Genomic DNA, 12,969 nt, shown 5'->3' with positions numbered 1-12,969 from the left:
GGCGAGAGCACCCGGACCCCGTGCGACAGTGAGCGCATGATCGATGGATCGGCGACGCAGGAGTCGTGGCGGAACCCGGTCTCCCGCGTCGCTCGCCGGGCTGCGGTGTGGAGCGGGGTGCTCGCGAGCGTCGGCCTGCTGCCGACCCTGGTGCAGATCTACGGGCCCGGCGTGGACGTCAACGATGTGGGGGCCATCCTCAGCATCGTCGTCATCACCATCAGTGGTGCCGTGCCCGGGCTCTGTGGCGCTGCGGTCTGCATCATCCATCGGGGTGCACACCCGCGTGGGTCTCGAGCGCCTCGGATCCTGCTGGCGATCGCCGCGCAGATGCTGTTCGCGACCGGGTGGCTCGCGCTGGTGGCATGGACGTTCTCCAACCGGACCTCCCCGACGCTCGGGCAGCTGGCGGATGCGCTGACACCGGCTGCCTGGGTGTGGGCGCCGGGCGCCGCGCTCGTCATCGCGATGACGACGGTGGGGGCCTTCCGGACCGCGCGCGCGGCGCCGGAGGAGGCACCGGGGGCCGCCAGGTGGGGACGCACGGGCGGCGACCTCGCCGTCCTCGGAGCATCGCTCGTCGCGGTGTACGCAGGCACGGGGCTGCTCGTCGCGGCGCACGTCGACGTTCGCGTGAACCCGGCTGGCGAGGGCGCGGTGAGCCTCACGATCGCCATGGGCTCCATCTTCGCGTCCCTCGCGATGCTGGTCGGGTGCGTCGCAGGTCTCGCACTCGGTCGGATGGCGGCCGAGGTGCGCGGCAGGCCGCCCGTGCGTCGGCGCAGCGCGGCCCTGGCGGTGGTCGGGCTGGGCAGCGCCGGGGCGCTCGGTTCGTTGGTGATGCCGCAGATGGTCCCCTGGGACTCGAGTGCCGAGCTCGCAGGCGCTGTCTCCCAAGCGCTCGTCGGCGTGATGGGCTCGCTGCTCCTCGTGCTCGCGGCGAGCCGCACATGGGCGCAGGCGCCGATGGTGCCGACGGCGGCGCCAGAGGGGCCGAGCGCTGCTCGGTAGGCTGGCGGCATGCAGAGCACCCTCGTCCTCATCAAGCCCGACGGCGTCCAGCGCCAGCTGACCGGCGCCATCCTCGCCCGCATCGAGGCCAAGGGATACGTCGTCGCCGACCTCAAGCTCGTGCAGCCCGAGCGCGCGCTGCTCGAGGAGCACTACGACGAGCACCGCGGCAAGCCGTTCTTCGAGCCGCTCGTCGAGTTCATGCTCTCCGGCCCGTCGGTCGCGATCCGCCTCGAGGGCGACCGCGTGATCGAGGGCTTCCGCTCGCTCGCCGGCACCACCGACCCGACGACCGCCGCCCCCGGCACGATCCGCGGCGACCTCGGCCGCGACTGGGGCCTCAAGGTGCAGCAGAACCTCGTGCACGGCTCCGACTCCGAGGAGTCGGCCGCGCGCGAGCTCGCGCTCTGGTTCGCCTGACCCGTCCCGCCCCGACCGTCGAGCTTCCCCGAACCGCGCGATCCCCGCGCGAAGCTCGCGAGTTCGGGAAGCTCGGCGCAAGTCCCGCCGCGAGCTTCCCCGAACGGCGAGAATCCGCTCGAGAACTCGCGTTCTCGGGAAGTTCGGCGTAGAAGGGCTAGAAGGCGAAGAGGAAGCGGGGGATGCCGGGGAGGGCGATCATGATCGTCACGACCAGGATCACCGCGAGGGTGAGCGAGAGCACCCAGCCCCACGCCGAGTAGCGCGCCGCCACGCGTCGCAGCCCCGCGGGCGCCGGCAGCGCACCGGCGCCGAAGGCCCAGGTCCAGAGCGGGAACGCCATCGCGTACATCGCGAGCCACACCAGGAAGCACCACGGGCAGACGAAGCCCAGCACGAAGATCGACTGCTGCGCGAGCCAGAGCACGAGCACGATCGCGCCGAGCACGCCGATCGAGAAGATCGTCCACACCCAGCGGGGCATCGCGACGCGGCCGAGGGTGAGGACGCCCATGATGATCGGAGCCGGGAACGCCATGAGTCCCAGGAACGGGTTGGGGAAGCCGAAGACGGCGCCCTGGTCGGACTCGATCGCGCCCGAGCACGTGAGGAACGGGTTCAGGTCGCACCCGAGCGCCTCCTCGGGGTGCAGCAGCAGCTCGATGCGCTCGACCGAGAGCGAGAACGCCCCGAGCAGGCCGAGGAGGCCGGTGATGATGAGCACGACGCCGAGCCACACGGGTGCGGCGATCTGGGCGGGACGGGTGTCGTTCATGGAGCCTCCTGCGCCCCATCCAACCAGCCCGCGCTATGCGATCCGCCCGGGCGCGGCCCGATGAGCCTCGACGCGGCCACGCTCGCCGCCTTCACCGCGGGAGTCGTCGTCATCGTGCTGCTGCCGGGCGCCAACAGCCTCTACGTCGCGACCACCGCCCTGCGCGCCGGCCGCCGCGCGGGCTTCCGGGCGACGCTCGGCGTCTTCCTCGGCGATGCCATCCTCATGGTGCTCGCGGTGCTGTCGGCGCAGGCGCTCTCGACGAACCCGATCGTCTTCCGCATCCTCACGTGGGCGGGCGCCGCCTACCTCTGCTGGCTCGCGATCGGCCTCGTGCGCAGCGCCGTCGCCCGCATCGCGGCGAAGCGGCGCCGCTCCGCTGAGCCTGCGCCCACCGAGAACCCGACGCACCCGCCGACCGCCCCGAACCCGATCATCGCCCGCCCGCGGCTCGCGCCGTTCCGCACCGCGCTCGTCACGAGCCTGCTCAACCCGAAGGCGATCCTGTTCTTCGCGTCGTTCTTCGTGCAGTTCATCGACCCGGACTCGCCGACGCCGCTCGCCGACCTCGCGGTGCTCATGCTGATCCTCGAGCTCATCTCCGCGGCCTACCTCGCGGCGGTCGTGCTGATCGGCGCGAAAGTGGGCAGGAGCGTGCAGCCGCACGGCTGGCCGGCGATCGTCGCGACCCTCGTCGCGGCCCTCGCGTTCGTCGCCCTCGCGGTGCGCGTCGTGCTGCCGTGAGCGATCGTCGGCCGTGGGGTAGACTTCCCGGCAGCGCGCCCTCCGGGCGCACACCACAGTTTTCCGGGCAGCACGTCTAGCCCGGGCCATCCCCGCAAGGGGGTGCCAGGAAGGATTCGCGCCGGGGCGCGCCCCGGTCGCGAGCGAGATGGCGACCGGCGGCGCCGGTTGCGGCAGGAGAGCGCCAGCGATGGTGGACAACGACACGACCCGCCCGACCGAGAGCACCGCGGGCGAGGCCCAGGCGCCCGCCGAGCGGCCCAAGCGCAAGCGAGCGACGACGCGCAAGCGGTCTGCAGCGGATGCGCCGGCGCACGACGCGACGCTCGATGCGGTGCCCGAGACGCCGGATGCCGGCACCGAGGCGGCCGCGACCGACCTCGTGGCGGGCGCCGCCGACCCGATCACGGCGAACACCGTGCTCGAGCGCGTCCAGCCTGAGACCACCGCGGCCGACACTGCCGAGCCGGCGCTCGCCGGCTCGCAGGCGGCGGAGCCGGGCCACGAGCCCGGCCTCACCGACCCCGCGAGCGAGGCCCCGGCCTCCGACGAGCCCGCGGACGACCCGCGCGCCGCCGCGATGGCGCTCCCTGAGCTGCCGACCAGCCCGTTCGGGATCGTGTTCCACGCGCCCGACCTCGCCGCGCTGCCCGCCCTCCCGTCGCTGCGCGACGACGACGAGCAGGACGACGAGGACGACGACGACGAGGACGAGCGCCCGCAGGGTGGCCGCCGCTCGCGCCGCACCCGCACGCGCGGTCGCACGCCCCGCGAGGCCGAGGACGAGAAGCCGCTCATCACCGAGCCGCAGAAGGTGCGCGGCTCGACCCGCCTCGAGGCCAAGCGCCAGCGCCGCCGCGAGGGCCGCGACGCCGGTCGTCGCCGCACGGTCGTCACCGAGACCGAGTTCCTCGCCCGCCGCGAGGCCGTCGAGCGCCAGATGATCGTGCGCTCGAAGCACGACCGCGTGCAGCTCGCCGTGCTCGAGGACGGCGTGCTCGTCGAGCACTACGTCGCCAAGGCATCCGAGTCGAGCCTGATCGGCAACGTCTACCTCGGCCGCGTGCAGAACGTGCTGCCGAGCATGGAGGCCGCCTTCGTCGACATCGGCCGCGGCCGCAACGCCGTGCTCTACTCCGGCGAGGTCGACTGGGACGCTGCCGAGCTCGAGGGACAGCCCCGGAAGATCGAGCTCGCGCTCAAGCCCGGCGACACGGTGCTCGTGCAGGTCACGAAGGACCCGGTCGGCCACAAGGGCGCCCGCCTGACGAGCCAGATCTCGCTGCCCGGCCGCTACCTCGTGTCGGTGCCGGGCGGCTCGATGAACGGCATCTCGCGCAAGCTGCCGGACACCGAGCGCGCGCGCCTCAAGAAGATCCTGAAGCAGGTGCTGCCGGAGGGCGTGGGCGTCATCGTGCGCACCGCCGCCGAGGGCGCGACCGAGGACCAGCTCACGCGCGACGTCGAGCGGCTCACCCGCCAGTGGGAGCGCATCCAGCAGCAGAAGAAGACCGGCTCCGCGCCGCAGCGGCTGCACGCCGAGCCCGACCTGCTCGTGAAGATCGTCCGCGACGTGTTCAACGAGGACTTCCACAAGCTCGTCATCCAGGGCTCGGAGGCGCTCACCACGATCCGCGAGTACCTCGAGGCGATCGCGCCCGACCTGCTCGACCGCGTCGAGGCCTACGAGGGCACCGACGACCCGTTCTCGCACTTCCGCATCTCGGAGCAGATCGACAAGGCGCTCGACCGCAAGGTCTGGCTGCCCTCTGGCGGCTCGCTCGTGATCGACCGCACCGAGGCGATGACGGTCGTCGACGTCAACACCGGCCGCTTCGTCGGCGCCGGCGGCAACCTCGAGGAGACGGTCACCAAGAACAACATCGAGGCGGCCGAGGAGATCGTGCGCCAGCTGCGGCTGCGCGACATCGGCGGCATCATCGTGATCGACTTCATCGACATGGTGCTCGAGTCGAACCGCGACCTCGTGCAGCGGCGCCTCATCGAGTGCCTGAGCCGCGACCGCACGAAGCACCAGGTGGCAGAGGTCACTAGCCTCGGCCTCGTGCAGATGACGCGCAAGAAGCTCGGCCTCGGGCTCCTCGAGTCGTACTCCGAGCAGTGCGAGGTCTGCGCGGGGCGCGGCGTGATCGTGCACCACGAGCCGATCTCGAAGTCGCAGCGCCAGCAGCAGCAGCCCGAGAGCGGCGGCGGCGCAGGCAACGGCCGCAGCCGACGTGGCCGCGGCAAGCAGTCGGACTCGCAGCAGCCCGACCAGCACCAGCACCAGCAGCCCGCGGGCGGCACGCACGCGATCACGGAGGACCTGCGCAAGGGCCTCTCGCAGATCGCCGCGGCGGGCAAGGGCAAGGTCGAGGGCGAGCAGCACGGCCACCACGCGCCCGTCGGCGATGCGCACGACGAGCAGCAGGCACCGCAGCACGTCGAGCAGCCCGCCGAGCAGCGCGAGCGGCGCACCGAGCAGCAGGCCGAGCAGGTCAGCGGCATCGTGACCCCGTCGAAGGCGGCGGTCGAGGCCGTCGCGGCCGAGCCGGTCGTCACGATCCTCGACATCCCGGTCGCTCCCGCGCACGAGCCGGTCGCGGCGAAGGCGACCCCCGATGACCTCGACGGGCTGCTCGGCAGCGCGCTCGACGCCATCGCGACGCCCGCGCCCGGCACCGGCAAGGCCGCTCGGCGGTCGCGCCGCGCATCCTCGGGCGTCATCACCGCGAAGCCCGACGAGCAGCGCTAGGGGCGGTCGCGCTCCTTCACGCGCAGCCCGCTCGCGATGAGCCGCCGCACGAGCTCCTTCGGGGGCACGCGCTGCGCGCCCATCGCGACGAGCGCGTCGATCCGCTCCGCCGGCACGTCGTAGTGGTCGTGGTCGAACCCGCGCGCCGGGATGCCCGCGGCGCGCGCGAAGGCGTGCAGCTCGTCGAGCGACGCGTCGCTCACGAGGTGCGCCCACATCGTGCCGTGGTTCGGCCACAGGGGCTCGTCGACGAGGATCGCCATCCGCCCACCGTAGTCCGCGCCACGCTGGCCCGGCCGTGTTGACCGAGAGCGCTGCGAACCTGTATCGTTGTTCGCTGGCGCACGTCGCGACTTCGCGCGCGCTACAAGCTTCGTCCCGGTTCGGCCGGGAGTCGTACCAACAGTGAGGATCCCATCGTGGTGTACGCAATCGTGCGCGCCGGCGGCCGGCAGGAGAAGGTCGAGGTCGGCACCGTGCTCGTCGTCGACCGCATCGCCGGTGACGACAACGGCAACGTCGAGCTGGCCCCCGTGCTGCTCGTCGACGGCGACAAGGTGACGACGGATGTCGACGCGCTCGCCAAGGTGAAGATCACGGCCGAGGTCGTCACCGACCTGCGCGGCCCGAAGATCCGCATCCAGCACTACCGCAACAAGACCGGCTACAAGCGCCGCATGGGCCACCGCTCGGAGCTCACGCGCCTCAAGGTCACCGAGATCAAGTAAAGGGGCTGACAGACAATGGCACACAAGAAGGGCGCATCGTCCACCCGCAACGGTCGTGACTCGAACGCGCAGCGCCTCGGCGTGAAGCGCTTCGGCGGCCAGGTCGTCAAGGCGGGCGAGATCATCGTCCGTCAGCGCGGCACCCACTTCCACCCCGGCGCCAACGTCGGCCGTGGCGGCGACGACACGCTGTTCGCCCTCGAGGCCGGCGCTGTCGAGTTCGGCAACAAGGGCGGCCGCAAGGTCGTCAACATCGTGGCAGCGGTCTGACGCACCACATCAGCATCCGATGAGCGGGGCGGGCTTCGGCCCGCCCCGCTCTCGCATCGAAGGAGACAGTTCATGGCGACATTCGTCGACCAGGTGACGCTGCACCTGCGCGCAGGGCATGGCGGTCACGGCTGCGTCTCCGTCAAGCGCGAGAAGTTCAAGCCCCTCGCGGGCCCCGACGGCGGCAACGGCGGCGACGGCGGCGACATCGTGCTCGTCGCCGACCCGCAGATCACGACGCTGCTCGGCTACCACCGGGCACCGCACCGCTCAAGCGACAACGGCATGCCCGGCCAGGGCGACCACAAGTCGGGCACGTCCGGCCAGGACCTCGAGCTGCCCGTGCCCGTCGGCACCGTGGTGACGGATGCGTCGGGGGAGCAGCTCGCCGACCTCAACCAGCCCGGCATGCGGCTCGTCGTCGCCGCCGGCGGCCAGGGCGGGCTCGGCAACGCCGCGCTATCGAGCACGAAGCGCCGCGCCCCGGGCTTCGCGCTGCTCGGCACACCCGGCGTCGAGGGCGACGTCACGCTCGAGCTGAAGACCGTCGCCGACGTCGCGCTCGTGGGCTTCCCGAGCGCCGGCAAGTCGAGCCTCGTCGCCGCGATGAGCGCCGCGCGGCCGAAGATCGCCGACTACCCGTTCACGACCCTGCACCCGAACCTCGGCGTCGTGGAGTCGGGCCAGACCCGCTACACGATCGCCGACGTGCCCGGCCTCATCGAGGGCGCGAGCGAGGGCAAGGGGCTCGGCCTCGAGTTCCTCCGCCACGTCGAGCGCTGCTCGGCGCTGCTGCACGTCATCGACTGCGCCACGCTCGAGCCGAGCCGCGACCCGATCACCGACCTGCAGGTCATCCTGCGCGAGCTCGAGGCGTACCCGGTGCCCGACGGCCAGACGCCGCTGCTCGAGCGCCAGCAGCTCATCGCGCTCAACAAGATCGACGTGCCCGAGGCGCGCGAGCTCGCCGACTTCGTGCGGCCCGAGCTCGAGGCGATGGGCTACCGCGTGTTCGAGATCTCGACGGTCGCCCACACGGGCCTCCGCGAGCTGTCGTTCGCGCTCGCCGACCTCGTCGAGGCCGACCGCGCGGCGAAGGCCGTCGAGCCGGTGCCCGAGCGCATCGTGCTGCGCCCGAAGGCGATCGACGACCACGGCTACGTCGTCAAGGTCGAGGGCAGCCACGACGGACCCGTCTACCGCATCCTCGGCGCGAAGCCGGAGCGATGGGTCGCGCAGACCGACTTCCGCAACGACGAGGCCGTCGGCTACCTCGCCGACCGGCTCGCGAAGCTCGGCACCGAGGACGCGCTGCTCAAGGCCGGCGCGGTGGCGGGTGCGACCGTCGTGATCGGCCCGGGCGCCGGCATCGTCTTCGACTGGGAGCCGACCATCGCCTCCGCTGCCGAGCTCGTGGGCAACCGCGGCACCGACCCGCGCCTGGACCGCAACGACCGTCGCACGACGGAGCAGCGCCGCCGCGAGTACCACGAGCGCATGGACGCCAAGCAGGCGGCGCGCGACGACCTCCTGGGCGAGCGCGACGGCGGCGTCTGGACCGACGACGAGGGGTTCGAGGTCCAGCGCTGGGACGAGAAGGCATGACGACCCTCGACCTGCGGGCCGGCGAGCGGATCGTCGTGAAGGTCGGCTCGTCGTCGATCTCGGGGGAGCGGCGCGGCCAGATCGAGCCGCTCGTCGACGGGCTCGCCCGGCTGCACCGCGAGGGCCAGGTCATCCTCGTCTCGTCGGGCGCGATCTCGACGGGCATGCCGTACCTCGGCCTCGACGCGCGTCCCGCCGACCTGCCGATGCAGCAGGCGGCCGCGGCGGTCGGGCAGAACGTGCTCATGAACCGGTACCAGCGCAGCCTCACGCGGCACGAGCTGGTCGCGGCGCAGATCCTGCTCACCGCGTCCGACATGGACATGGACTCGCACCGCGTCAACGCGCGGAACGCGCTCGAGCGGCTGCTCGAGCTGCGGATGCTGCCCATCGTCAACGAGAACGACACGGTCGCGACGCACGAGATCCGCTTCGGCGACAACGACCGGCTCGCGGCGCTCGTCGCGCGGCTCGTCGGCGCCGACCGGCTCATCCTGCTCTCGGACATCGCCTCGCTGCGCACCGCGCCGCCGGACGAGCCCGGCTCCGAGCCCATCGAGCACGTGGCCTACGGTGACCCGCTGGACGGCGTGCGCCTGGGCGCGAGCGGCTCGCACATCGGCTCCGGCGGCGCCATGACGAAGGTCGACGCGGCTCGGCTCGCGGCCGACGCGGGCGTGCGCGTGACGGTCACGGCGACGCCGCTGCTCGAGCGCCTCATCAGCGGCGAGCGGCTCGGCACCGAGTTCGAGCCGAACCCCGACGCCCGCCGCTGACCGCCAAGGATCTCAACGTCGCCTGTGGTCGCACGAGCCGCTCTGCGCGACGAGCCGCCACCCGCGACGTTGAGAATCTCAGAGGCTCCTAGGATCGAGGCATGCCTGACGAGCTCGACGCGCTGCTGACCGAGTCGAAGCGCGCATCGCGCAGCCTCGGCGTCGCGCCGGCCGAGCAGCGCCACGCCGCCATCGAGGCGATCGCCGGCGCGATCGAGGAGGCCGCCGACGCGATCCTCGCCGCGAACGCCGACGACCTCGAGCGCGGTCGCGCGTCCGGGCTCGACGCGGGGCTGCTCGACCGGCTGCTGCTCGACGCCTCGCGCATCGCGGGCCTCGCCGCCGCCGCGCGGGCCCTCGCCGTGCTGCCCGACCCGATCGGCGAGGTGCTGCGCGAGCGCACGCTGCCGAACGGCCTCGAGCTGACCGAGGTGCGCGTGCCGTTCGGCGTCATCGGCGTCATCTACGAGGCGCGCCCCAACGTCACGGTCGACCTCGCGTGCATCGCGCTCGGCTCCGGCAACGCCGTCGTGCTGCGCGGCGGCTCCGCTGCCGAGCGGACGAACGCCGTGCTCGTCGAGGCGATGCAGGGCGCCATCGAGCGCGCCGGACTGCCACGCGCGTCGGTGCAGACCATCGACCGCTTCGGCCGCGACGGCGCCGGCCGCCTCATGCGCGCCCGCGGCCTCATCGACCTGCTCGTGCCGCGGGGGAGCGCCGCGCTCATCGAGCGCGTCGTCACCGAGTCGACCGTGCCCGTGATCGAGACCGGCGCGGGCGTCGTGCACGCCTTCGTCGATCGCGCAGCACACCTGCCGATGGCGCTCGACATCGTGCTCAACGCGAAGACGCAGCGCACGAGCGTCTGCAACTCGCTCGAGACGGTGCTCGTGCACCGCGACATCGCCGACACCGCCGTGCCGGCCATCGCGCTCGCCCTGCAGCAGGCGGGCGTCACGATCCACGCCGACGGCCAGCTCCCCGGCGTCGTCGACGCCGCGCCGCTCCGCGAGGGCGGCTGGTCGACCGAGCACCTGTCGATGGACATCGCGATCGGCGTCGTCGACGACGTCGACGCGGCGATCGAGCACGTCAACCGCTACGGCACGCACCACACCGACACGATCGTGACGGACGATGCGGATGCGGCGGCGCGGTTCCTCGCGGAGGTGGACTCCGCGGTGGTCATGCACAACGCATCCACCCGCTTCACCGACGGCGGCGAGTTCGGCTTCGGCGCCGAGGTGGGCATCTCGACGCAGAAGTCGCACGCGCGCGGGCCCATGGGCCTGCCGGAGCTGACGAGCAGCAAGTGGATCGTGCGCGGCACGGGCCAGGTGCGGGCCTGACCCGCGCTAGGCTTGCTGCTGGATCGGAGGCACACCCATGATGACCCTGTCACTCCTCGCCGCCGCGGCTGAGCACGCCGAAGAGGCTGCGGGCGCTGGCCCGTACATCGCCGGCGGCATCGCCGCTGCCGTCTTCATCATCTCGGCCATCGTGCTGCGCTCCTTCCGCGACGTCTCGCACCGCGCTGAGCGGCACGACGTCCACGGCAACGCCTGACATCGACGCCGCACCGGAGCGTCGCCGCCGCCTTGGCATCATGGGCGGCACGTTCGACCCGATCCACCACGGCCACCTCGTCGCGGCGAGCGAGGTCGCGCAGCACTTCGGCCTCGACGAGGTCGTGTTCGTGCCGACCGGAGAGCCGTACCAGAAGCGCCACGCGTCGCCGAGCGAGCACCGCTACCTCATGACGGTCGTGGCGACGGCTTCGAACCCGCGCTTCCGCGTCAGCCGCATCGACATCGATCGCGCCGGCCCGACCTACACGATCGACACGCTCCGCGACGTGCGGGCGATGCATCCCGAGGCCGAGCTGTTCTTCATCACGGGGGCGGATGCGTTCGCCTCGATCGTGGAGTGGAAGGACCAGGACGAGCTCTGGGAGCTCGCCCACTTCGTCGCCGTCACCCGCCCTGGGCACCACCTCTCGATCTCCGGATTCCCGCCGGGACGTGTCTCACTGCTGGAGATCCCGGCACTTGCGATATCCTCGACCGATTGCCGTGCGCGCGTCCGCGCCGGATATCCCGTCTGGTACTTGGTCCCTGACGGGGTGGTTCAATACATCAGCAAGCACGACTTGTACCGGAGACTGACAGCATGACCGATGCGAACGAGGGCCGCCCGCTGACGCGACGGCAGCTTCGAGAGCTCGAGCGCGCTGCTGAGCTGGCCCGCACGGGCGAGGCGCCGCCGGTTCCCGACGAGGAGCCCGAGCACCCCGCCCCGAGCGATGCTCCGGCCCACGAGGGCCGGCACTCCGCGCCGAGCGTGCCCGCCGCGCCGGAAGAGGCGCAGTCCCTCGACGACGCAGCGCCCGCGCTCGAGCCGGTCGACGCGGAGCCCGTCGACGCCGAGCCGGTCGAGGCCGAGGCCATCGAACCCGAGCCCGAGCCGGAGCCGGCTGTCGAGCCGGAGCGCTCCGCGAGCCCGGTCGGCCGCTTCTTCGGCCGCCGCAAGGCCAAGGTCGAGGAGCCGGTCCGCGAGGAGCCGGTCCGCGAGGAGCCCGTCCTCGAGGCCACGGTCGCGATGGACCGCATCGAGCCCGACGAGGTCGACGAGCTCGACGTCATCGAGGCGGAGATCGCGCCGGAGCCGAAGGCATCCGTGCCCGCGCCGTCGTCCGCGCGCCGCTCGGCCGTGCCGGTCGACGACGTGCAGGGCCTCGACACCGTCGACGACGCCGAGGTCGACGGCCTCGAGATCGACGAGGTCATCGTTGAGCTGCCCCGCGTCTCGTCGCGCCGCGTCGCCGAGTCGACGCCCGCCGAGCTCGAGGACCACCGCGCCGCCGCGGAGGCCGAGGAGATCATCCAGACCGGACCGACCCGCGGCCAGTCGCAGCGGCTCCCCGTGATCGTCAACGTCGTCTCCGACACCTCCGAGCACCACATCGCCGACCTGCGCGAGCAGGGCGTCGCCGGCACCGGCGGCTCGTCGGCCTCGTCGATCACGGCGAACGCGCTCGTGCTGCCCGCCGGCTCGGACGCCCCCGACTTCCAGCTCGAGGGCGCCGACGGCCTCCTCGTCACCGGCTCGATCGACGTGCCGGAGGGCTTCGCCTCGTCCGGCCGCGGCAGCGCCTCGATCGACGGGAGCGACGTCGACGCCGACGTCGCCGACGGCGAGGTCTCGAGCCCCGAGGCGGCGCCGGTGCGCGCATCGAAGGCCGTCTCCTCCTATGCCAACGCTCGGGTGCAGATCGCACCGCAGAAGCAGCGCTCGACCGTGTGGCCCATCGCCATCGGCGTCGGTGCGGGCGGATTCGCCGTCGCCGTCGCGGGCTTCCTCGCGCTGGCGCTCACGCAGGGATGGCTCTGACCAGGTATGGCACTGAACACCACGGGCGCTCGATGAGCGCCGACCAGAAGGCCGTCGCGCTCGCCCGCGCCGCGGCGCTCGCCGCCGACAAGGCGCTCGCCGTCGATCTCGTCGGGCTCGACGTCTCCGGCCAGCTGCCGCTGACCGACGTCTTCCTCATCGCGACCGGCCGCAACGAGCGCCAGGTGAGCGCGATCGCCCGCGAGATCGAGGATGCGCTCATCCTCGTCGGCGCGAAGCCGGTGCGCCGTGAGGGCCGCGCCGACGGCCGCTGGGTGCTGCTCGACTTCTCCGACATCGTCGTGCACATCTTCCACGAGGAGGAGCGCACCTACTACCAGCTCGAGCGGCTCTGGCGCGATGCCGGCGTGATCGACCTGCAGCTGCCCGCGGCACCGGAGTCCTCCACGCAGTAGCCCTCCACCCTCGACGATCGACGCAGCGCGCGGCCTCCGGGCCGCGCGCTGCTTCGCGTCCGGGGATCTGAGGTCGGCG

Annotated in this window: 15 protein-coding genes; 13 read left to right on the top strand and 2 right to left on the bottom strand. The window is 72.4% G+C overall.

What is annotated here, in order from left to right; genetic code table 11:
- Positions 1–36: 36 nt before the first annotated feature.
- Positions 37–1,011 (top strand): hypothetical protein, encoded by a 975-nt coding sequence (locus ABIB37_RS13495; RefSeq protein WP_354261198.1) that lies wholly within the window; start codon positions 37–39, stop codon positions 1,009–1,011.
- 9 nt (positions 1,012–1,020) lie between these two features.
- Entirely contained in the window at positions 1,021–1,431 is a 411-nt protein-coding gene (gene ndk, locus ABIB37_RS13490) for a nucleoside-diphosphate kinase (RefSeq protein WP_354261196.1), read from the top strand.
- A gap of 157 nt (positions 1,432–1,588) precedes the next feature.
- Here ndk and ABIB37_RS13485 read toward each other — a convergent pair whose 3' ends face one another.
- A complete protein-coding gene (locus ABIB37_RS13485; protein ID WP_123697695.1) occupies positions 1,589–2,206 on the bottom strand; it encodes a vitamin K epoxide reductase family protein in 618 nt (205 codons plus the stop codon).
- 60 nt (positions 2,207–2,266) lie between these two features.
- On the opposite strand from ABIB37_RS13485, the gene leuE reads away from it, so the two are divergent.
- Positions 2,267–2,950 carry a leucine efflux protein LeuE gene (gene leuE / locus ABIB37_RS13480; RefSeq protein ID WP_354261194.1) on the top strand — a complete coding sequence of 228 codons (684 nt, stop codon included), beginning with the start codon at positions 2,267–2,269 and terminating at the stop codon, positions 2,948–2,950.
- Positions 2,951–3,140: 190 nt separating this feature from the next.
- Positions 3,141–5,705: an Rne/Rng family ribonuclease gene (locus tag ABIB37_RS13475; protein ID WP_354261192.1), complete on the top strand. Its 2,565-nt coding sequence runs from the start codon at positions 3,141–3,143 to the stop codon at positions 5,703–5,705.
- On the opposite strand, the gene ABIB37_RS13470 is transcribed toward ABIB37_RS13475, so the two are convergent.
- Positions 5,702–5,968: a DUF4031 domain-containing protein gene (locus ABIB37_RS13470; RefSeq protein WP_354261190.1), complete on the bottom strand. Its 267-nt coding sequence runs from the start codon at positions 5,966–5,968 to the stop codon at positions 5,702–5,704. The two genes, ABIB37_RS13475 and ABIB37_RS13470, sit on opposite strands and share 4 nt — an antisense overlap.
- A gap of 156 nt (positions 5,969–6,124) precedes the next feature.
- Between ABIB37_RS13470 and rplU the strand changes: the two genes are divergently transcribed.
- The 9 genes from rplU to rsfS all read left to right on the top strand — a co-directional run bounded on the left by rplU (position 6,125) and on the right by rsfS (position 12,890).
- The gene (gene rplU, locus ABIB37_RS13465) at positions 6,125–6,433 is read left to right on the top strand and encodes a 50S ribosomal protein L21 (RefSeq protein WP_123697699.1); all 309 of its coding nucleotides are present in this window, start codon (positions 6,125–6,127) and stop codon (positions 6,431–6,433) included.
- 15 nt (positions 6,434–6,448) lie between these two features.
- Positions 6,449–6,703, top strand: a complete 255-nt coding sequence (gene rpmA / locus ABIB37_RS13460) for a 50S ribosomal protein L27 (RefSeq protein WP_123697700.1) — start codon at positions 6,449–6,451, stop codon at positions 6,701–6,703.
- Positions 6,704–6,775: 72 nt separating this feature from the next.
- Positions 6,776–8,308 carry a GTPase ObgE gene (gene obgE, locus ABIB37_RS13455; RefSeq protein WP_354261187.1) on the top strand — a complete coding sequence of 511 codons (1,533 nt, stop codon included), beginning with the start codon at positions 6,776–6,778 and terminating at the stop codon, positions 8,306–8,308.
- Positions 8,305–9,084 (top strand): glutamate 5-kinase, encoded by a 780-nt coding sequence (proB, locus tag ABIB37_RS13450; RefSeq protein ID WP_354261185.1) that lies wholly within the window; start codon positions 8,305–8,307, stop codon positions 9,082–9,084. Before obgE ends, proB begins: the two co-directional genes overlap by 4 nt.
- 101 nt (positions 9,085–9,185) lie before the next feature.
- Positions 9,186–10,433 (top strand): glutamate-5-semialdehyde dehydrogenase, encoded by a 1,248-nt coding sequence (locus tag ABIB37_RS13445; RefSeq protein WP_354261183.1) that lies wholly within the window; start codon positions 9,186–9,188, stop codon positions 10,431–10,433.
- A 40-nt stretch (positions 10,434–10,473) separates the two neighbouring features.
- Positions 10,474–10,650: a hypothetical protein gene (locus ABIB37_RS13440; protein WP_354261181.1), complete on the top strand. Its 177-nt coding sequence runs from the start codon at positions 10,474–10,476 to the stop codon at positions 10,648–10,650.
- 1 nt (position 10,651) lies between these two features.
- Positions 10,652–11,257 carry a nicotinate-nucleotide adenylyltransferase gene (gene nadD / locus ABIB37_RS13435; RefSeq protein WP_354261632.1) on the top strand — a complete coding sequence of 202 codons (606 nt, stop codon included), beginning with the start codon at positions 10,652–10,654 and terminating at the stop codon, positions 11,255–11,257.
- Positions 11,254–12,474: a hypothetical protein gene (locus ABIB37_RS13430; protein ID WP_354261179.1), complete on the top strand. Its 1,221-nt coding sequence runs from the start codon at positions 11,254–11,256 to the stop codon at positions 12,472–12,474. The genes nadD and ABIB37_RS13430 overlap by 4 nt, the downstream gene beginning before the upstream one ends.
- Positions 12,475–12,506: 32 nt before the next feature.
- Positions 12,507–12,890, top strand: a complete 384-nt coding sequence (gene rsfS / locus ABIB37_RS13425) for a ribosome silencing factor (protein ID WP_123697707.1) — start codon at positions 12,507–12,509, stop codon at positions 12,888–12,890.
- Positions 12,891–12,969: the final 79 nt, after the last annotated feature.

It is taken from the genome of Agrococcus sp. UYP10 (genome assembly GCF_040547205.1).
Taxonomy (GTDB): domain Bacteria; phylum Actinomycetota; class Actinomycetes; order Actinomycetales; family Microbacteriaceae; genus Agrococcus; species Agrococcus jenensis.
This window is presented reverse-complemented; position numbering and strand designations above follow the sequence as displayed.

Coding starts and splice junctions, on each gene's coding strand:
- ABIB37_RS13495 (WP_354261198.1), top strand. CDS start 37: ATGATCGATGGATCGGCGACGCAGGAGTCGTGGCGGAACCCGGTCTCC.
- ndk (WP_354261196.1), top strand. CDS start 1,021: ATGCAGAGCACCCTCGTCCTCATCAAGCCCGACGGCGTCCAGCGCCAG.
- ABIB37_RS13485 (WP_123697695.1), bottom strand. CDS start 2,206: ATGAACGACACCCGTCCCGCCCAGATCGCCGCACCCGTGTGGCTCGGC.
- leuE (WP_354261194.1), top strand. CDS start 2,267: ATGAGCCTCGACGCGGCCACGCTCGCCGCCTTCACCGCGGGAGTCGTC.
- ABIB37_RS13475 (WP_354261192.1), top strand. CDS start 3,141: ATGGTGGACAACGACACGACCCGCCCGACCGAGAGCACCGCGGGCGAG.
- ABIB37_RS13470 (WP_354261190.1), bottom strand. CDS start 5,968: ATGGCGATCCTCGTCGACGAGCCCCTGTGGCCGAACCACGGCACGATG.
- rpmA (WP_123697700.1), top strand. CDS start 6,449: ATGGCACACAAGAAGGGCGCATCGTCCACCCGCAACGGTCGTGACTCG.
- obgE (WP_354261187.1), top strand. CDS start 6,776: ATGGCGACATTCGTCGACCAGGTGACGCTGCACCTGCGCGCAGGGCAT.
- proB (WP_354261185.1), top strand. CDS start 8,305: ATGACGACCCTCGACCTGCGGGCCGGCGAGCGGATCGTCGTGAAGGTC.
- ABIB37_RS13445 (WP_354261183.1), top strand. CDS start 9,186: ATGCCTGACGAGCTCGACGCGCTGCTGACCGAGTCGAAGCGCGCATCG.
- ABIB37_RS13440 (WP_354261181.1), top strand. CDS start 10,474: ATGACCCTGTCACTCCTCGCCGCCGCGGCTGAGCACGCCGAAGAGGCT.
- ABIB37_RS13430 (WP_354261179.1), top strand. CDS start 11,254: ATGACCGATGCGAACGAGGGCCGCCCGCTGACGCGACGGCAGCTTCGA.
- rsfS (WP_123697707.1), top strand. CDS start 12,507: ATGAGCGCCGACCAGAAGGCCGTCGCGCTCGCCCGCGCCGCGGCGCTC.